This window comes from Pseudomonas fjordensis, assembly GCF_976987115.1.
In genome coordinates, this window is record NZ_OZ336860.1 from 932,071 (window position 1) to 950,519 (window position 18,449).

Here is an 18,449-nt window from a genome sequence, read left to right on the forward strand (position 1 = left end):
CAATTTTGACCCACCCATAGTGGCATTGGCCACCGACCATGTAGCGTCACCCGCCTTATGCACAGGCCGGGGACAGATCATTGAAGGAGTGGGTTGTGATTCACAAGATCAAGGGGTTGTATGACCAGGGCCGAGGCCTGTCGGTCCGTGCCATCAGTCGTGAGCTGGGGATTTCCCGGAACACCGTACGCAAGTATCTCCACCTGGATGAGATGCAGATCAGCGCTACCATTGCTGACCCTTCACGCACCAAGGTGCTCGACGAGCACCGCGATTATCTGATTAATCAGTTGGGTCAGTTTCCAGCCCTGAGCGCAGTCAAGCTGGCCCGTCGCCTGAGGGAGCGCACCACCGAGCTGGCGGTGTCAGACCGGAGCATTCGCCGCTATGTGCAAGCGCTCAAGCAGCAGGTTGCCAGTGGCCAGTTGCGCTATTACGAGCCGGTCGTTGAGTCAGTGCCTGGCGTGCAGTGTCAGGTCGACCCCGGTGAGCTGCGAGGCGTCATGATTGGCGGCCTGGAGCGTGTCGTTCATTTTGTGGTGTTTGTGCTGTCCTGTTCACGGCTGATGTATGTCGGTCTGAACTTCCGGCCGCTGGATACCGAACGGTTTATCCAGATGCACGACGAGGCCTTCCGCTACTTCGGCGGCGTCACCGAGGAGTGCATCTACGATCAGACCAAGATGGTGGTGATCAACGAGCAGTACCGTGAGCTGACGCTGAACCAGCGCTTCCACCAGTATGCGACTACCGTCGGGTACCGCATCCATGCCTGCGAGGGCTATGACCCGGAGAGCAAGGGCAAGGTGGAGGCCGGGGTCAAGTACGTCAAGCGTGACTGCTTCTACGGCGAGCACTTCCAGGACGAGGCCGCCGTCCGACAGCACCTGAATGATTGGCTCGAGACTGTCGCCAACGCACGCGTGCACGGCACGACGGGGCAGCATCCAAGAGCGCATTTCGAGGCACTGGAGCGTAGTCAGCTCAAGCCCTATCTCGTCCCGCAGAACCTGCTGCACGTGGCGCCGACAAGGGAGACCCGCAAGGTCGACAAGACCGGCTTGATCTCATGGCAGGCCAACAAGTACTCGGTACCCATGGCCTGGCAGCAAGCCCGTGTCGGTGTCAGCGCACAGGACAACCAGTTGCTGATCCATGACCTGGAGAGCGGTGAACTCATAGCCACCCATGACCTGTGCAAGGCCAAGGGCCGGATGATCAAGAACAACAACCATTACCGAGACCATGCCCAGCGCATTACCGACCTGGAGCGCGGCATCGACTCGATCCTGCCCGATGCCCTTGGGGCAACCCTGTGCCAACTGCTCAAGCGTACTTCGCCGCGTATCTACAAGGATCAGCTGGTTGCTGCACGCGACCTGCTCATGGCCCATGCGCCGGTTGATACGGCGTTGCTCGGCGAGTTGTGCGAGCGCAGTGAACTGACCGCCACCGGGCTCAAGCGCTACCTCGAAGCATGGCAGCAAGCCAAGGCGCGGGGCCGGATCATCGGCGACCATGACTATGCGCCAGAGGCCGGTAGCCAGGTTAGTCACGCCGACCTGAACGCTTATGCCCGCATTGGCCAGTCGACTGGCCACGGGGTGACCCAATGAGCCTGCTCGACAGCACTATCGCGCAGTACCGAAGCCTGCGCCTCAGCGCGACCGCGGGTGAGCTGGCCACCCTGCTGGCCAGAGCCGAAGCCAATGAACTGTCCTACCTGAGCTTCGCCCAGTCACTGGTCGAGCATGAGCTTAACGCCCGCTCCAGTAGCCGCGTAAGCCGCAACCTCAAGCAGGCGCAGTTCCCCTCGGAGAAGCATCTGGAGGCCTTCGATTACCGGCACCAGACCACCATCACCAAGCGCCAGGTCAGCACCTTGCTGGACTTCAGCTTTATCGACAACCGCGACAACCTGGTGTTCATCGGACCACCGGGTGTGGGCAAGACCCACTTGGCCATTGGGATTGGCCACAAGGCGGTTCAGGCGGGCTACAAGGTGCTGTTCCGCACGGCTCTGGCGTTGGTCGAGGATCTGGAGCTGGCGGAAATGAAGGGCGAGCTGAAGAAGCGCCTTAATCAGCTGAGCAAATACGACGTGCTGATCATCGATGAGCTGGGCTACCTGCCGATGACGCGCCAAGCCCGGTACAACCTGTTCCAGTTAATCAACAACCTGTACGAGTACCGCTCGGTCATCCTGACCACCAACAAGGACTTCACCAGCTGGGGCGAGTTCTTCCATGACGACAACGTGGCCGTGCCCATCATCGACCGCGTGATCCACCATTCACACATCTTTATGCTGGGAGGTGAGAGCTATCGTTTGAAGCAGAAAACCGGCGGTTAGCGGTGAGCAAGTGGGTCAATTCTATTGGCCAAAAGTGGGTCAAAATTAATGGCCATTGACAGTCATTTCTCTGTTTCGGTCATTATACGCACCTCATGTAGCTGCGAGCGGGCTCACGGGGCGTTTTTTAACCTCGTTTTCTTACGAACCGTGGGCCCCATCGAGCAAGAAAAATGATCACTCACTGAGACCAAGTATTCCGTCATATTCCGACCTTTTGAGCCACTACGGCAAGGTGTTTGACTTGGAGCGTTTGCGTATCACGAGTGAGGATTTGAAATTGGCCCGGCTAGCTACTCCTACATTGCCGGAGGACTATCAAGTGGGCGCGGTATGGCCGTTAGCATGGCATCAGTTGCGTAGAACTGGTGCAGTAAACATGCAAGCTTCCGGGCTCGTAAGCGATGCCTCGCTTCAGTACCAACTCAAGCACGTCACCCGAGCGATGAGCCTTTACTACGGACAAAATCACTCGCAGATGCGTCTAGAGGATAAGGCTCACACGCTGTACGTTCGCACGATGTACGAGACGCTTGGTAGAGAGTTACAGCAGCTTACGAGTGAGCGTTTTGTAAGTCCCCATGGAGATAAACGTAAGGCTGAGATCGTTCGGCTGATCACGCCAGAGGATGCAAAGAAGATGATCGGTTTGGCGAAGAAGGGTGCCGCAGCATGTCGCCAAATCCTTCTTGGCGTTTGCTCGAGTCGCAAGCCTTGTCCGTACGGAGGAGTCGACAACATTGCTCATTGCGGGGGCGGTGATTCGGAGGATGAAAAACCTTGCCCTGATGTGCTGTATGACTCAGAACGATTGGACGCAGTCGATGATCTTGAACATGTCCTCAAAGAGCGGCTTGTTAATGCTCAGTACGGAAGTCCGCTAATGGAGTCCTTAATCGCTCAACAACGAAGCGTAGAGAGCTTCCGGCGAGTCATAGGGGGAGCAAATGGACGTTGAACTCACGGCGCGTCGCAGCGCGGCCGATCAATATCGCGAGGCTTTTGAGCGCTTGAAACTCAATAAGCCGCAGCTTCTAACGAAGGGGACACCGGTTACTCAAAACAACGTGGCCAAAGAGGCCGGGAGCGATCCGTCGGCACTTAAGAAATCACGTTTCCCGAGTCTCATCGCAGAGATAAAAACCTACATCGAACAACATGCGGAGGAGCGACCTCGTTCGTTGAACCAGATAAATCATCTTGCCCGTCAGAAAAGCCGCGCCTTGCGAGATCGGATTGAGCAGGTTGCCCGACAGCGCGACCAGCTAGCAAGTTTATTGAGCGAGGCGGATGCGAAAATCATAGAGCTGTATGACCGTATTGCTGAGCTTGAACGACAGTTACCTGCGTCCAACATACTATCGTTGGATCCACGCGGGCCCAGAAAGCTTTGAGATGGCAGTCGTGGGGGTACACGATCCGCAACTAGCCGCAAGGCTAGGGGCGATACTCAATGAGCGTGTTGTGAGGCTATGCTCAACGAGCGTCCGCTTTGGCTGACCTTGCTGACTGACCAGGGGGACGAGACGACACCTGGAGTATCGTCGAGGCGGATCATCACGACAGTCGCGGTGGATTTAGAGAATTAAAACTGTCGCTGCGAAGCCCGGCTTTCTGGGGCTTCAAGCCAACTCTGGAGGAAACGCAAAACTGTCGCAAACCCTCAAGTCTCTGCTGTGGAGCGGAGGCCTAGAGAATTAAAACTGTCGCGACCACCCGATTAGGCATGTTGCAACTGTTCAGCGAGTCACGCCTGCGCAATTGCCGACCTGAGCGGGTAGATGAATTCATCCTTCCATCTACGTTCACACATTACAGACTCAACCCAGCCGTCCTTTCTGCTCATTCTCCAACTCGGTGTGACGCTAAGAACAGAACGCGCATCGACGGTAGTGGCGACGGGGACCGGGCACATCGACAGGGCTACATTCTTTGGTAAGCCCCGCGTCAGCGGTTCAGGCGTGCTGGTGCAGGTCGGGCAGCTATAGCTTCGCTCCCATACCCGAATGCCTGATTTTGAGTTTCCAAAGCGCCCGTAACGATGCCAGACCTCAGATGGCCGTCCAAACCCAACGCCATATTTTTCGGCGCTAACTTTCACGGCAGACATGCCCAGGTCAAAATATCTTTCCACCGCCCTCATTCTAGCTGTAGGTAGAAGCCCCTTTCCCACCCTGCTTGTCCTAAAGCAACTAATGAACATTGGGGCAGTTTCACCGGAGATTCTGTTGAGAAGCAAAACACAGCCGAACGGGTAGAGCCATCTGTCTCCGCATGCACAGTTTATGAGCAGCGCAACTGGTCTTGCTGGCGTTTGCTGGTAGTGCGACAAGTCATCGTAGAATGCTTGGCCACGACACACTGCACTCGCTATATCGGCTGCATCCAGTGGTGTTTTTGCGACGAACACGGGGTTTGTTCGTGCTAGATCCTCGTTGATAACGCCCGTCAGGCCGATACTGCCGAATATCCAAAGAGTCGGAACACCAGAGCGATTGCGTTGTTCAGTGCGCTCATATGTCCGCTGCGCAGACTGAGGCGAAATCTGCACTTCTATTGCTAGGCGCGGAGCAAAGGCCGAGTCGCCAACCAGAATGTCAGCCCGCCAATCGTCTACGCCGTCTTCAAGCTCGGCTTGAATGCCTAGAGCAACCAGCTTCTTGTAAATGGCCACCTTCATGGCGATATGGTCTGGGCTTTCAGTGCTGGAGTAGCCCTCAGGGCTCTCTCCAGGAAAATGGGAAAAGTACCTGGTGATGCCTCCATCCCGTCTGAGGGTTTTGGCCTGTGCCGGAAGTTTCGTATCCGGCATGAGCACCTGGCGGCCTTTCGATATTTTCACTACTTTCTTCCAATCTTCATCGCTAAGCACTGAGGCCACAGTACGACAGCCGTTCACTAAACCCACGCAAGCCAAGGCAACCTCCTTTTCCAAAGACGCAGTTCAGATTCACAACAGAGTCAGTATTTGATCTTTAGTAATCTGAAACGTCTGTCAGGTACGACGCCTGGAGAATACTTATTTGGCAGCGACCCGTCACAACGGCGACCAGCCTGCGACAGATTTTTATACCCTGCGACAGTTTTAATTCTCTGAATTTAGCGGGGACCATCGCAGGATGTACTTATGCTTGTGGTCGTGCGCTAACGTTTTAGATCGTTTTGGTTACGAGACACAAGCCCAGTGAGTACGGCACGGGCCCTTTGACGTCGCAAACAATCCAGTGAGCATGAGATGCTGCTATCATCCAGGGTTCAGCGGGGGTGAACGTAAACAAAGGTGATTTGCGGAAGCGTAGTAAGCGTCTAGCCAACACACCTTACTGACCCCAAAGCATACTCCGAAGCTACCAACAAACACCTGAACACCGCTTCTCCAAAGGATAGGCGCTGCGAAATATGCCCGATCCTCGTAGAGACTATTCAAGCTCTGGCTAGAATCAATTATTGTCGATGCCGAGGTTCCAACCATGACCCTAGCCCAACTCCTCCTATTTCTCCCCGCAGCAGCAATCGTTGCCGTCTCACCGGGCGCCAACAACCTGCTTGCATTCGCAAATGGCAGCAGGCAGGGTTTGCTGCCTACAGTGGTCGGTCTGTCAGGTCGGTGTACGGCCTTTGCATTGATGATCGCAATGGTGATTGTCGGTTTAGGCGCATTGCTAGAGGCGTCTGAACCCGCTTTCCAGATTATTAAGTGGGTAGGTGTCCTTTACCTCGCCTATCTCGGCGTAAGAATGATGATAGGCCGTGATTGTCACGAAGATGGGGCTTCGGTATTCCAGCCTGTCGATGCCTACTCCTTGGCACGCAGGGAGTTCATGACTGCCATGACCAACCCCAAAGCAATCTTGCTCTTCACTGCTTTTGTTCCCCAATTCATTGTTGCTGGTACTGGCGCCTCCTTCACTGCCCAGTTCGTCGTTTTAAGTGCAATCTACATTGCGGTCGAGTTTATCGCCGCTATAGGCTGGGCCCTTGCTGGCAGCATCATTCGATCTCTGCACCCTTCGAAGCGGAAATTGTCGATCATCAATCGCATAACGGGTGCAATGATGCTCGGCGCAGCCGCCTTATTGGCTACAGCCAGACGAACTTAAGTGTGTACGTCCGAGCGTCACCCTTACATGATTAAACGGGCTCCCACTTATGCGGAAGCAACTGCTTGATTTCACTCACCCGCTGCGTCGGCAGGCGTCTGAGAACGTCTTTCAGATAAGCATACGGATCATGACCATTCAGCCGTGCAGACTGGATCAGGCTCACGATCGCTGCCGCACGTTTACCGCTGCGCAGCGACCCTGCAAAGAGCCAGTTCTTCGGCCCAAGAGCCCATGGCCTGATTTGGTTTTCGGCCCATTTGTTGTCTATGGGTACGGCACCGTCATCAAGGTAGCGCGACAGCGCTGCGGCCGTGTAAGACCCGACTTGCTGTGACAATGCGCTTTCTAGACTGGCGCTCACGACTAGACAAAATCCATGTTCGAAGGCAAGTCTGAAAGTGGTGGCGACGTAGGGATGGGCGTTAACTTGGGTAAACCAACTCAGACGGCCTATGGGTCACAATTTATTGGTATAAAGGACGGTAAGGAGATTCGCTCCTCGAAATATTGCGATCCTATTATCTAAAATCGGGCGTGTAAGCCCGTCACAGGAGAGGCGATGTCAAAATCCTATGTGATTGGGATTGCAGCTGCAATTTTCGCTACGTTCAGCTGGGCGCTTAATTTTCTGTCTCCTTACATGATGGGAGATTTTGGACCGGTTGATTTTATTACATTGAGATTCATCATCTCTGGCTGCATTGGTCTTGTTGTTATTCGTGTTTATTGGCCTGGCGATCCAGTTTTAAGCTGGCGTTCAACTATGATGGCCGGGCTGCTTGGCGTCCTAGGATATGCTCTTTACATAGGATGCATTATGGGAAGTGTACTTCACGGTGGGGCTATAATCGCACCCGCATTTTTGAGCGCTACGCCGGTTATAGTTGCCATCACAGGCAATTTGATCAACCGAACAGTTTCCTGGAGCAGCTTCTGTGCACCCATAATTCTGGCAGTTTTTGGTTTGGTTGCAACGAATTATGGAATTTTGGTCAGCGTTTTAGATGGAGGCGCGCCCTCGTACCTTGTGGCAGTAGGTTATGCGTTAGGCGCAGTATTGGCTTGGTTAATGTTCAGCATATTAAACCAAAAGATATTGGCAAAAATTCCCCAAGTACATTCAGGTCTTTGGACTGGACTAATGATGAGTGGAGCAGGTGTCAGCGTCCTGCTTTTCTTACCTTTCGGGCTTGTGTTTGGGGTATATAGCTACCCGCACATTGACCTACGTTTGGACAATACTCTACCGGTTTTCGCCGCAGCATCAGCGCTGGCATGTTTTGCCTCCGTTGGAGGGGCATGGGCTTGGAACATTGCAAGCCAGCGGTTACCCATGGCCCTGTCTGGGCAGCTCATTTCTGTAGAAACGATCTTCGCCGCTGCGTTCGGCCTTATCGCCGAAAACCGTCTACCTACCGGTCTTGAGATGCTGGGAGTAATAGCCCTGTTAACAGGTGCCACAATCGCAATAAAGGTCATGACGCCAAGTTACCGCGCAGGTTCGAGTGTACAGGCGTGATTTGCTCTGAAAGCCCATCGGAGAAAGTTCTTTGGTAAGCGTCGTTTGGAGTCACCTACACAAACCCAGCTATAAGCGCGATGGTGTTCATTTTAAAACCGGAGACACCGTGGCGCTTAATGCCGGAGCTTGGAAGATGTGTTGGCTGGACACCGCTGACAGGACGCATACGTCAGTGCGCATTCCACGAACTGGCCGTCGACCGCTAGTGAGCAGGAACCGGGAAAATCGTATACTAAGGTTTTCCGACCTGCCGTAGCGGCCTGAATTTTCCATCTTCCAGTTTGTGGCTCTGCCGCCACACGTAATCGCCTGTCAGGTTGATGTGCTACCAGCCCAACGGCGACAGGTACTGATACAGATCTGTATTCACCGGCTTTCCGGCGTCGGCTGACCTTTGGGCTGCCCGCTCGAGAAACACCGTGTTCCACAGCACAATGGCTGCGGTCAAGTCCAGCAAAGATGGCTAGACACCCGTGTGCACCGGGGCGACATTACAATGTGTGATGCCCGGTGCTTGCGCATTATCACAAAGCGACACGTCCCCCTTTCGCGGAGTATACCTATGTTCAGTCACGTGCACGTCGGAGCTAGGGATCTTGAGTGTTTGGTAGTCTTTTACGACGCCTTGCTGGCGAAACTAGGCCTTATCCAGATGCCTGAAGGGAACGGTGGGGCTGCTCGCGGCGTAGGCTGGCGATACCCCAATAGGCGATGGCCCCAGTTCTACGTCCAGCACCCTATAAATGGTCTTGCAGCCACTTGGGGGAACGGTGTTCAAGTGAGTTTTCTGGCAGCTTCGGAGGCCCAGGTTCGTGAGGTCTGGGCGCTTGCTATTGAGATGGGAGGAACCAATGAGGGTAAGCCGGGCTTTCGAGAATATGCTTCAGATTTCTATGCAGCATATTGTCGGGATCCAGAGGGGAATAAGCTTTGTTTTGCATATGCTCCGGATCCCTAAGCGTAGCTTGAAACTTTGAACAGTCGAGAATCGAGGGCGCAGCATTATCTATCGGGAAGCAAGGCGTGTTCGCCGGACGGATACGGCAGTGGAGCTGCCGTCAAATGCGAGCATCACCTTTTCGGGCTTTTTATAGCTGCTAGCTGTGATCAGGATAGGCCGGTGAATTGTTCGCACCACAGCTTCTATCTGGCTGCCAAGGCTGTGCGCGTTGCGTGAGTTGTCTTCACCCACTCTTCCTATCACCAACAGTCGAATCCTCCTGAAGGTCGCTCAGATTTCTACCAAGTGTCCGTGGCGCTGCTTCAGCTCAGGAAACGCAGCGCCGGAAATGGCCGTTCGCTCCCTGGCCTTTTCCAGCATGTGTTGGCCATGCTCCAAGGCCAGTTTTGCACGCTGCGCATCCAGCGTGGCCAGATCTTCCAGTAGATGTTCACTGCTGCCGAGACCGATATTGCCGCTGAGGTCAGCGGATGCAGGATATTTCTCCTTATCCAGCACATGAAGCAAGGTCAGGGGGAGCGCTGAGACGTTGCGAAGCCCATGCTGCGTAATCACAGACCGCCAATGCGGATTGTGAGTTATCTGCATGCCATTACGTGGGTCATTGTCGTCCTCCTTAGTGGCTCATGAGCTTGTCGATGGCACCGGGTTTGTCATGCATACCGAAGCGGTCAACGATTGTTGCGCTGGCTTCATTGAGACCGAGCACTTCAACCTCAGCGCCCTCACGGCGGAACTTGATCACGACCTTATCCAGCGCTGCGACGGCGGTAATATCCCAGAAATGCGCCTGTGTGAGATCGACGGTGACCTTTTTCAGCGCTTGCTTGAAGTCAAAACCCTCAGTGAACTTGTCTGCAGAGCTGAAGAACACCTGGCCCACAACGTAATAAGTCCGATGCGATTGCGCCTCTTGCAGAGTGCTCTTGATGTCCAGATAGTGTCCGACCTTGTTGGCAAAGAACAGGGACGCCAGCAGCACACCGACCAATACGCCGTAGGCCAGGTTGTGAGTGGCCACGACGACCACGACGGTCGCCACCATGACGAGGTTGGTCGACAGCGGATGCTCTTTCATATTGCGCAAGGAATCCCAGCTAAAGGTACCGATGGACACCATAATCATCACTGCCACGAGTGCCGCCATCGGGATTTTAGAGAGCCATTCGCCAAGAAATACCACCATCAGCAGCAGGAAAACGCCGGCACACAATGTCGAGAGGCGGGTGCGGCCACCAGATTTCACGTTGATGACTGACTGGCCGATCATCGCGCAACCTGCCATCCCGCCGAGCATGCCAGCGGCGATGTTGGCCACACCCTGACCTTTGCACTCGCGGTTTTTGTTGCTGGTGGTATCCGTCAGACCGTCGACGATGGTCGCGGTCATCATCGACTCCAATAGGCCTACAACTGCCAGCGCTGCGGAGTAAGGAAAGATGATGCGCAGGGTTTCAAAGTTCAGCGGCACTTCAGGCCACAGAAAAATCGGCAGTGTGTCCGGCAATTGGCCCATGTCACCCACGGTACGGATGTCCAGCCCGAGGTAAAAGGCAAGTGCAGTCAGTGTCAGGATGCACACTAATGGCGAAGGAATCAGCTTGCCAATCACAGGTACATACGGAAACAGGTAGATTATCCCTAGGCCCGCTGCGGTCATGGCGTAGACGTGCCAGGTCACGTTGGTCAATTCAGGTAACTGCGCCATAAAAATCAGAATCGCTAATGCGTTTACAAAACCCGTGATCACAGAGCGAGAGACGAAGCGCATCAGCGAACCTAGCTTCAGGTAACCCGCGAGGATTTGAAGTACCCCACAGAGCAACGTGGCTGCCAGCAGATACTGAAGTCCGTGCTCTTTAACCAAAGTAACCATGAGCAGTGCCATGGCGCCGGTAGCCGCCGAGATCATGCCGGGACGACCGCCGACGAAGGCAATAACAGCACAGATACAGAAGGAGGCGTAGAGACCAACCTTGGGGTCGACGCCGGCAATGATCGAGAAGGCAATGGCCTCCGGGATCAATGCCAGGGCGACTACGAGACCTGCTAGCACGTCTCCACGGACGTTGGAAAACCACGTTTGTTTGAGCGATTGCAGCATCAGAATATCCAAGGCAAAGCATCGCGCACGCCAAAGGAATGGCGAACGAATCGATACAAGTTCAAATTTTGAGGATTTTTTGCTGTGTGCTTGAGGTGCAAAAACCAGGCGTACAGCAGTGTGCGCCCGCGAGCGAGACTAGCGGAAGCAGGTGTTGCGAGGGGGGCGTAGCGCTAAGGCGGCGTAGGCTGCCAGTAGATCGTTTGGAGTACAGTCATGCTGATGTTCCTGTGCTCAAGGGGTATGCGGAACCGAAGTATACAATGAAGCCGTCGCCGATTGCGACCCGTTGCCAAGCTCTGCATGAGCTACGTCAGATATAGGCTTAGTCAATCGGTATACCTGCGGGCAAGACTTTGCTTTCCATTCATTCCTGTTCGAGCTGGTCTGTGTGCTGAGCGGTGAGTTGGCCAGACGGTTACTGTTAGCTGCCTTCGTGGCCGACCGGAGGCAGTTCTGCTCGCGTTTGATCGTCCAGGCTTATCGTCATGCTGGCGTGAACCTAGTGTCGGATGCGGACTTCTGCCATCCGGGGTGTTCCGGAAGGCGGCCGAGAGAACCCGGAAAAAACGTACGCTAACCTTTTGGTTTCTTCTAACCACAAGATACCGGCGCACTGAGCGCAGCGTAGGATGTCCAGCTGTTCCGCACGTAATAGTGTAGCAATGCACACTCTGCTATCATCCAATTTGCTCCCTGTGCGCGAGGCCATAGAAAAGTTCCAATTTTTTTGGGGCATTCCATCGAACCCGAGAGCACAGCTACTGGCCTTATTCCTGTGAGTGCACACTATGAACACCGTGACTCATCCCGTCAGTTCTAGTAAGTCCGCTCAAGAGGAAGCGCTCAGGATGAACGCTGTTCGCAGGTACGCCATCCTAGACACGCCTCCGGATGGCGCATTTGATCGTGTGACCGCGATAGCAGCTCGTCTTCTTGGAACTCCGATAGCAATCGTGAGCATCGTCGATACAGACCGAATCTGGTTCAAATCTCATCACGGACTCGACGTAAAACAAATTCCCCGCAATTCAGGCCTTTGTTCTTCCGCGATCCTCCAGGCAGAACCTTGGTTAGTAACGGACGCTAGACACGACCCTCGTACGCTCGTTAATCCCCTCGTCGCAGGCGAATTCGGGTTACAGTTTTATTTGGGAGTACCGCTTCATACCCACGACGGTTTCAATCTTGGCACGCTATGTGTTTTGGACACGCAGCCGCGTACGGTCACCCAAGACCAGCTAGACACATTGACGGATCTTGCAAGCGTTGTGATGGATCAACTGGAGCTGCGCCTGTCTGCTATGCGATCCATCGCGGAAAAGGAAGCGGCGCTGAATCATTCCCACTTAATGGCCGAAGAAATCGACCATCGTGTGATGAATAGCCTTCATCTGATTGTGTCGATGTTGAGCATTCAAAGTGCTCAGCTGGGCAGCTCTGAAGCGGCTAAGGAGATTTCCAGAGCGGCAACCAAGATATTTGCTGTAGCCAATGTGCATAAACATATTAATGTCGGCAAGGCAGCCTCTACGCTGGATAGTGCTGACTATCTCGTCCAATTGTGCGCTGGCTTATCTACGATGCTGGGATCTGAAAGCCAGATGGTAATCTCAGTCGACGCCGTCCCACTGGCGTTGGATAGTGAACAACTCAGCCGAATCGGTCTGATTGTTAACGAATTGGTGACCAATGCATTGAAATATGGAGCCTCTAAAATCAACGTTCATTTAACACCATATCAGCACCAATGCTGCTTGACTGTGAGCGACAATGGCAGAGGCCTCCCGACTGACTTTGATGTACATAAAATGTCGGGGCTGGGAATGAAGGTGATCACTGAACTGGTAAAGAACCTAGATGGTTCGCTAAGTCATGAGCCCAACGCAGACCTTGGAGGCACCGCGTTTCAGATAATTTTTTCTCCTGTGTTCAAGACTCGCCTCCCCGCAAGGCTGGTTCCTGATGGTCTTCTGAGATGAGCAGGGAGACCGTAACGTACAAGGACTTTAATGGAAACGGTCTGCAACTTCATCTCGGCGAGCGCTCTGTGTAAGGTTAATCTGAAACCCGTGTCGGGCAATGGATTGTCAGATATCGTATCCCTCGGATGCTCAAAAAGCCCGCCCAGCGTAGGCTTGAATGATTGGCGCTATCCAAGAGCAGCAATTATCCGCCACTGCTCATTACTGTTTTGTAGAGGTAACGACAGAGCTGCTCTTGCTGGGTTCTGTATTGGATTTCAAGACACACCACTGCTTCCATCTGACCCAGCCAAACGTCATCTGAAACGTGTTGCAGGTGATTAACCGTATCCCGCCAAGCAATGCGAGCCAGCTCAACGGCTTCCACCAATTCCACCAGGTACGAATCTGAAGCCAGCGTAGAGACTGTGTGCATTTAAAAAATCGCCACCCATGAGCCCTTCAAGGGCGCTGGCAGCGATCCCGCTTCGTGGTGCTCAACGTAAAATTCCAGCCAGCCAACGTACGTTCGGAGATTTTGTTCATTAAGTTGAGTGCCAAAATTTAAGGAAAATATTCGCTACGAATATGGCTTTCTCACGATAAGCAGCTACCGTAAAGTTGCCAATAAAATCTAACTGTGCTTTGTCCCTGCCTCGCAAGAGTCACGGCTGCTCCATGGAGGGGTAAATGGGCTGCTTGATATGCGCTCAAAAGACTGGTTTGCAACGGTCAATTGGCGATTGGGAGGAGCGTCACTGTGCTACCTGCGGGCATTACCGAATCTCAAGAAACTTTCTCGTTCTTATGGAAATACAGGGTCTGAAATTCAATATCGAGGAAACGAGACTCTGGCTGTCAACTCTGAGGAGAACTGATCCTCTCCCTGGAATCGTCGCGGAGAATGCGATTTGTGTTAAAAATTTATCTATCGGTTCTCGCGTTTATGCCACACGCGCAACAGGTAGACGATAGATCCCGTAATTTCGTAACGCATCTCGTAGTGGCCAATCAGGATTCGGCGCACATCGCTAGGTTCGAACTCATCTAGCCGCTCACCGATGCGTGGATTTGCCAGCAACGTTGTCGGGGCAACTGTTAGTTGCTGTACAGTACGAGCAGCGGCAGGCTGATCCACCACCGTCGCCAGAAATTCATATAGGCGAGCAAGGTCAGAAAGCGCTTTGCTGGTGCAATTCAACTCCATCAATTCGGGATTGCTAATGGCGATTCGGTGTTGGGGCTGTCGGCCCAGGCTTGGACAGCTTAGTGGTCAATCACATGACCAGCGTCTACATCGGCCAACGCTTCGCGTGTCAGGCGACTGCGCCCCCCTTCTTGGTCTATCCAAGCAGCCAGAGTCTGCTTGACGATCCAATTCTTGGAGCGCTCCAGCCGCTCAGCCATTAAATCTACCTTTTCGGCTAACTGCATAGGTACATGAGCGGTGACGGATCGAGTTTTTGCGGTAGTTGCCATGAAGACTGCTACTTCTAACCAATTGGCTGCACAAGGTGCATGCCTTGCCGGCGTTCAATCACAGCAGCTTCCGATGCCGCTTGGCGTAACGTAATGGCACGTTCGCTGGCTTGGCGTGCTTCGGCATAATCGCCATTTTTTCTGAGTTCATTGGCGCGCCATTCCGCCGCTTCGGCAGAAGCAAGCAACGCCAAAGAGTGCGGCACGTTTTGCTCTGATTTTTGATTCAGTTCTTGCGTGCTTCGATGGCGCTCGATCACGTGCGAGGCCTCGCGGGCCGCATTACGCAATTGGGTACGGGCAATATCGTAACTGTCATTGGGTACAGCTTCGAGGGTTTGGAGGCAATTATGCAACGACTCCACTGCCGTCAGCAGCTTATCAATTTTCTGTAACAGCTCAACTGTGTCAGGATGATTTTTCATGAAGCGTCACTTCTCTCGAATTGGTACGGTGGGGTTCGAGTGAGGAATGTCATCAGCAGCCGGTGGAATGACATGTGATTGAGCCTCTCATTCTACGCCAGCGTCCAAAAAAAATGATTCAAAGTAATCATAACTAATAATATTATGTTGACAAGCTGCGGTGTCAGGCTGGGCTATACCCTAACCTGATGTCAGCTCCTGCTGCTCGCAGTCAACAGCGGCTTTCGGTATGGACAGATTAGGCTCTGAAAGCGCTTCGTAGGTGGATATCCATGGTCATGGTGTATTCAGCGGGAAACTAGAGTTGGCGTGGGCTTCACTCATGTCCATGGGTTGACATCTTTCCTTTACATCGACGAAATATTCTGTGACCTCTCCGGCATGCCCGGCGACCTGACCGAATTCGGGCGAACGATCCGTGCCAAGGTCCTAAAACACACCGGAATTCCAGTTGGTGTGGGCATTGCCCACACCAAAACCCTGGCCAAGCTGGCCAACCACACCGCAAAGCGTCTGCAGGCGCAGACAGGCGGCGTCGTGGATCTGTGCGACCCCTTTAAACGCGATTGGGTGTTGCGTAATACGGCCGTTGAAGAGGTGTGGGGCATTGGTCGACGTATGACGGCGCACATGCATGCCCTGGGTATTCACACTGCCATGGACCTGGCCAAGGCCGACCCCGGGTTGCTCGGCCGTAAATTCAGTGTGGTGCTGGAGAAGACGGTGCGTGAACTCGCCGGCACGTCGTGCCTGGCCCTGGAAGATGCGGCACCTGCCAAGCAGGAGATCTGCTGCAGCCGAATGTTTGGCGTGCGCCTCGAAACACTTGAGCCAATCAAAGAGGCGGTTGCCACCTACGCGCAGCGCGCCTCAGAAAAGCTGAGAGCCCAGCATTCGCTGTGCAAGAAGATCCGCGTGAGCATTCGCACCGGCATGTTTAACCCGGACGAGGCACGTTACGCTAACGGCGTGCTAGTCGAGCTTCCCTATCCCACCAATGACGTACGCTTGATCACCAAGGAAGCCACGCGGGCAGTGGAACGCCTGTTCCGACGTGGGTTCCGATACAGCAAGGCCGAGGTGTTGCTGATGGATCTGCGTCAACCAGGTGAGTTTACCGATGACCTGTTTGCGCACACACAACCGGCCACGGCCGACAAGGTGATGAGTGTCCTGGACGAAATCAATAATCGCTGGGGTCGAGGCACGCTGCGTACCGCCGCTGTGCCGGCGGCGCCGGCCTGGGCGATGCGCCGTGAGCTGAAAAGTCCGAGCTACACCACCAGGCTTGACCAGTTGTGGACGGTAAATGCCAATTGATGCATCTGGATCCGGAGGGAGTTTGTGTATGTGCAGTCATTACGAAGCGCCGTCGCCGCAGCGGGTGGCCGAAACATTTGGCGTTGAGCCGTTCGAGCAGGGTAAGTTGCAACTATACCCAGGCTATACCGGGCCTTTCATTCGCCGTGCGGAGCACGTCGACGAGGAATCGCCTGCGTTGCTGGAAGCGCTGACAGGCGCGTTCGGGCTGATTCCAACCTGGAGCAAGGACACCAAAATCGTACGCAGCACCTACAACTGCCGATCGGAGACGGCCAGTCAAAAGCCGTCGTACCGCACAGCTTGGCGAAAGGCCCAACACTGCATTATCCCTGCCGCGGCCATTTATGAACCTGACTGGCGAACGGGTAAACCGATTGCAACGCGGATTGTGCGGGCAGACGGTGAGTTAATGGGCATAGCGGGCCTGTGGGAGCAATGGCGCGATCCCGGTACCGGGGAGGAACTGCACAGCTTCACCATGCTGACCATCAATGCGGATGGTCACCCGTTCATGCGCAACTACCACAAGCCCGAGGACGAAAAGCGCATGCTGGTGATTTTGCCTCGGGGGCTGTATGGCGATTGGTTGAATGCCGGCGCCGACGACAGCATGGAGTTTATGCGTCAGTATCCGGCAGACCGGATGGCAGTTGCTGTATGATTAACCTACCAGGCCAGTGCGCCTAAGAAGCTGACTGGCTAGCTTTAGGGCTGGTTTTGAGATGGGTTTGTGGGCTGATCGGGTGTGATTCTGCGTGAACCACGATGATCAAAAATGATTGATGGGGCTTGTATTTGCTTGTAGTAACTTGCACAATGAATTCACTACTCAGCCCCGTACGCAGTGATTCAGTTCGCTGGCAGTTGGGGTGAAGAAACCGGCCCTGAGCCGGTTTTTTCGTTTCTAGGGATGGAGAATCTTGCGTACAGCTTGCTTTGTAGACGGCTACAACCTGTTTTACGGCCTGTTGGCGGGCACCCAGTATAAGTGGCTTGATCTTCCGGGACTGCTGGCTCACATAATACGTGTCGAGCACCCAGAAAATACCCTCGATGCCGTCAGCTTTTTCACTTCCGGCGTCAAACCCTCCTTGGCCACCCGTGGCATTGCTTCTAAAGAAGCTCAAGATACGTACCTTCGTGCATTGATTGCACTCGATGTAAGCGTGTTTTATGGGCGTCACCAGCTTGAATCGGGTAAAGCTCCGCGCTTTATCGATAAGTACACTCCAGCGTCCAGGACTGATCAGGTCGAGATCTGGAAGCTTGAAGAAAAAGAGACAGACGTACATATCGCTATCAGCATGTACCGCCTAGCAGCTCGGCAGGCGACTCTGCCACCTGAACAACGTATAGAGCAGCTCGTCTTGGTGTCGGCTGATACCGACATGACCCCGGCGCTGCGGGCGCTCCGTGAAGATTTCCCAGAGCTAAACCTCGGAGTGATACTTCCTCACAGGGAAGGCATTCAGCGAGCGGTTCCAGGATCGTTGAAGCAGTATGCGACCTGGATGCGGCATGTGGTGAAGAACGTTGAACTGGCCCAGCATCAATTACCGTCTCGCATACCCACACGAAAAAAACCAATCGATAAACCAGACTACTGGTAATTTATGCGTGTCCTGTAGACCTCGCCGCCAAGCCTGCCGGCCATAGTTACCTTGACGCAGGCTTGAGGGCAGCAATGGTTGCCATAAGCGAGGGGATCGAGGAAATATGCTGCATACGACCTGCCTAAAAGTTCCTTATGCAGTTCCAGGCTCCGCTCTTAGCTCTTAACAATCGAGGGAATGACTTATGAGTGTGTCCACATGCCGCATCTGCGGGCTTCTTTATGTGCCTTCACTGGAAGAGGATCGTAAAACACACGCTGCTAGACATAAACAATTGGCTCGCGGCTCGCAACCCCAAAATGTCCGCGATTTTTCCAAAGCGTTCGGATGGGCTGTCGCCTTTAACGATGGTGGTCTTGAACGCTTGAAGGACGATTATGATCCCGAGCTTGGCAAGCTTGTGGTTGTTTTTTCGTGGTGGAGCCGTGCTCTTGCGAACGGAGTTCCAGAGAAAGATTTTGACCGCTATATGGATGCTCATTTGACCTTTGCTGATTCGCTTGTAAGCGGTATCGGTGAGGACGAAGCAAGAGCAGGAATAAAAAAGTGGGGGCAATACGCAGGTTAATTATGCTCTCCAACAGCAAACTCATAGGAAAGTC

At 53.8% G+C, this 18,449-nt stretch carries 16 protein-coding genes and 4 pseudogenes; 12 read left to right on the forward strand and 8 right to left on the reverse strand.

Annotated elements, in window-relative coordinates; genetic code table 11:
- Positions 1–95 precede the first annotated feature (95 nt).
- From istA to ACWHXD_RS04120, 4 genes are all read left to right on the forward strand, one after another.
- Positions 96–1,616 carry an IS21 family transposase gene (gene istA / locus ACWHXD_RS04105; protein ID WP_081273177.1) on the forward strand — a complete coding sequence of 507 codons (1,521 nt, stop codon included), beginning with the start codon at positions 96–98 and terminating at the stop codon, positions 1,614–1,616.
- On the forward strand, positions 1,613–2,353 hold the full coding sequence (istB, locus tag ACWHXD_RS04110) for an IS21-like element helper ATPase IstB (RefSeq protein WP_064491510.1): 741 nt from the start codon (positions 1,613–1,615) through the stop codon (positions 2,351–2,353). Before istA ends, istB begins: the two co-directional genes overlap by 4 nt.
- Positions 2,354–2,597: 244 nt before the next feature.
- Positions 2,598–3,311, forward strand: a complete 714-nt coding sequence (locus tag ACWHXD_RS04115; protein ID WP_499083561.1) for a hypothetical protein — start codon at positions 2,598–2,600, stop codon at positions 3,309–3,311.
- Positions 3,301–3,747: a hypothetical protein gene (locus tag ACWHXD_RS04120; RefSeq protein WP_019819597.1), complete on the forward strand. Its 447-nt coding sequence runs from the start codon at positions 3,301–3,303 to the stop codon at positions 3,745–3,747. The genes ACWHXD_RS04115 and ACWHXD_RS04120 overlap by 11 nt, the downstream gene beginning before the upstream one ends.
- Before the next feature lie 353 nt (positions 3,748–4,100).
- Here the strand turns inward: ACWHXD_RS04120 and ACWHXD_RS04125 are convergent, their stop codons facing one another.
- Complete coding sequence (locus tag ACWHXD_RS04125) at positions 4,101–5,195, reverse strand: competence protein CoiA family protein (RefSeq protein WP_019819598.1); 1,095 nt, start codon at positions 5,193–5,195, stop codon at positions 4,101–4,103.
- A 628-nt stretch (positions 5,196–5,823) separates the two neighbouring features.
- Here ACWHXD_RS04125 and ACWHXD_RS04130 point away from each other — a divergent pair.
- Positions 5,824–6,453, forward strand: coding sequence for a LysE family translocator (locus ACWHXD_RS04130; RefSeq protein WP_019819600.1), 630 nt, complete (start codon positions 5,824–5,826; stop codon positions 6,451–6,453).
- Positions 6,454–6,484: 31 nt separating this feature from the next.
- Here ACWHXD_RS04130 and ACWHXD_RS04135 read toward each other — a convergent pair.
- Positions 6,485–6,760: pseudogene (locus ACWHXD_RS04135) on the reverse strand (transposase domain-containing protein); the annotation flags it as partial.
- Between the two features lie 255 nt (positions 6,761–7,015).
- Between ACWHXD_RS04135 and ACWHXD_RS04140 the strand changes: the two are divergent.
- Entirely contained in the window at positions 7,016–7,975 is a 960-nt protein-coding gene (locus tag ACWHXD_RS04140) for a DMT family transporter (protein WP_019819605.1), read from the forward strand.
- Positions 7,976–8,210: 235 nt separating this feature from the next.
- Here the strand turns inward: ACWHXD_RS04140 and ACWHXD_RS04145 are convergent.
- Positions 8,211–8,426 (reverse strand): annotated as a pseudogene (locus ACWHXD_RS04145) (Tn3 family transposase); the annotation flags it as partial.
- A 114-nt stretch (positions 8,427–8,540) separates the two neighbouring features.
- On the opposite strand from ACWHXD_RS04145, the gene ACWHXD_RS04150 reads away from it, so the two are divergent.
- Entirely contained in the window at positions 8,541–8,936 is a 396-nt protein-coding gene (locus tag ACWHXD_RS04150) for a VOC family protein (protein ID WP_019819608.1), read from the forward strand.
- 84 nt (positions 8,937–9,020) lie between these two features.
- On the opposite strand, the pseudogene ACWHXD_RS04155 reads toward ACWHXD_RS04150, so the two are convergent.
- Positions 9,021–9,544, reverse strand: a pseudogene (locus ACWHXD_RS04155) (universal stress protein); the annotation flags it as partial.
- Positions 9,545–9,555: 11 nt separating this feature from the next.
- Positions 9,556–11,043: a SulP family inorganic anion transporter gene (locus ACWHXD_RS04160; RefSeq protein WP_019819612.1), complete on the reverse strand. Its 1,488-nt coding sequence runs from the start codon at positions 11,041–11,043 to the stop codon at positions 9,556–9,558.
- Positions 11,044–11,834: 791 nt separating this feature from the next.
- On the opposite strand from ACWHXD_RS04160, the gene ACWHXD_RS04165 reads away from it, so the two are divergent.
- Positions 11,835–13,025, forward strand: a complete 1,191-nt coding sequence (locus ACWHXD_RS04165; protein WP_081376978.1) for a sensor histidine kinase — start codon at positions 11,835–11,837, stop codon at positions 13,023–13,025.
- 910 nt (positions 13,026–13,935) lie between these two features.
- Here the strand turns inward: ACWHXD_RS04165 and ACWHXD_RS04170 are convergent.
- The 3 genes from ACWHXD_RS04170 to ACWHXD_RS04180 are packed head-to-tail and all read right to left on the reverse strand — an operon-like array spanning position 13,936 to position 14,911.
- On the reverse strand, positions 13,936–14,214 hold the full coding sequence (locus ACWHXD_RS04170) for a type II toxin-antitoxin system RelE/ParE family toxin (RefSeq protein WP_019819619.1): 279 nt from the start codon (positions 14,212–14,214) through the stop codon (positions 13,936–13,938).
- Positions 14,215–14,273: 59 nt separating this feature from the next.
- A complete protein-coding gene (locus ACWHXD_RS04175; RefSeq protein WP_019819621.1) occupies positions 14,274–14,486 on the reverse strand; it encodes a CopG family ribbon-helix-helix protein in 213 nt (70 codons plus the stop codon).
- A gap of 14 nt (positions 14,487–14,500) precedes the next feature.
- Positions 14,501–14,911 (reverse strand): hypothetical protein, encoded by a 411-nt coding sequence (locus tag ACWHXD_RS04180; protein WP_019819623.1) that lies wholly within the window; start codon positions 14,909–14,911, stop codon positions 14,501–14,503.
- Between the two features lie 351 nt (positions 14,912–15,262).
- Here ACWHXD_RS04180 and ACWHXD_RS04185 point away from each other — a divergent pair.
- The 4 genes and pseudogenes from ACWHXD_RS04185 to ACWHXD_RS04200 all read left to right on the forward strand — a co-directional run.
- Positions 15,263–16,231: pseudogene (locus ACWHXD_RS04185) on the forward strand (DUF4113 domain-containing protein); the annotation flags it as partial.
- A 28-nt stretch (positions 16,232–16,259) separates the two neighbouring features.
- On the forward strand, positions 16,260–16,895 hold the full coding sequence (locus tag ACWHXD_RS04190) for an SOS response-associated peptidase (protein WP_019819627.1): 636 nt from the start codon (positions 16,260–16,262) through the stop codon (positions 16,893–16,895).
- Positions 16,896–17,154: 259 nt separating this feature from the next.
- Complete coding sequence (locus ACWHXD_RS04195; RefSeq protein WP_019819629.1) at positions 17,155–17,844, forward strand: NYN domain-containing protein; 690 nt, start codon at positions 17,155–17,157, stop codon at positions 17,842–17,844.
- A 187-nt stretch (positions 17,845–18,031) separates the two neighbouring features.
- Complete coding sequence (locus ACWHXD_RS04200) at positions 18,032–18,415, forward strand: C2H2-type zinc finger protein (protein ID WP_074059261.1); 384 nt, start codon at positions 18,032–18,034, stop codon at positions 18,413–18,415.
- Positions 18,416–18,449: the final 34 nt, after the last annotated feature.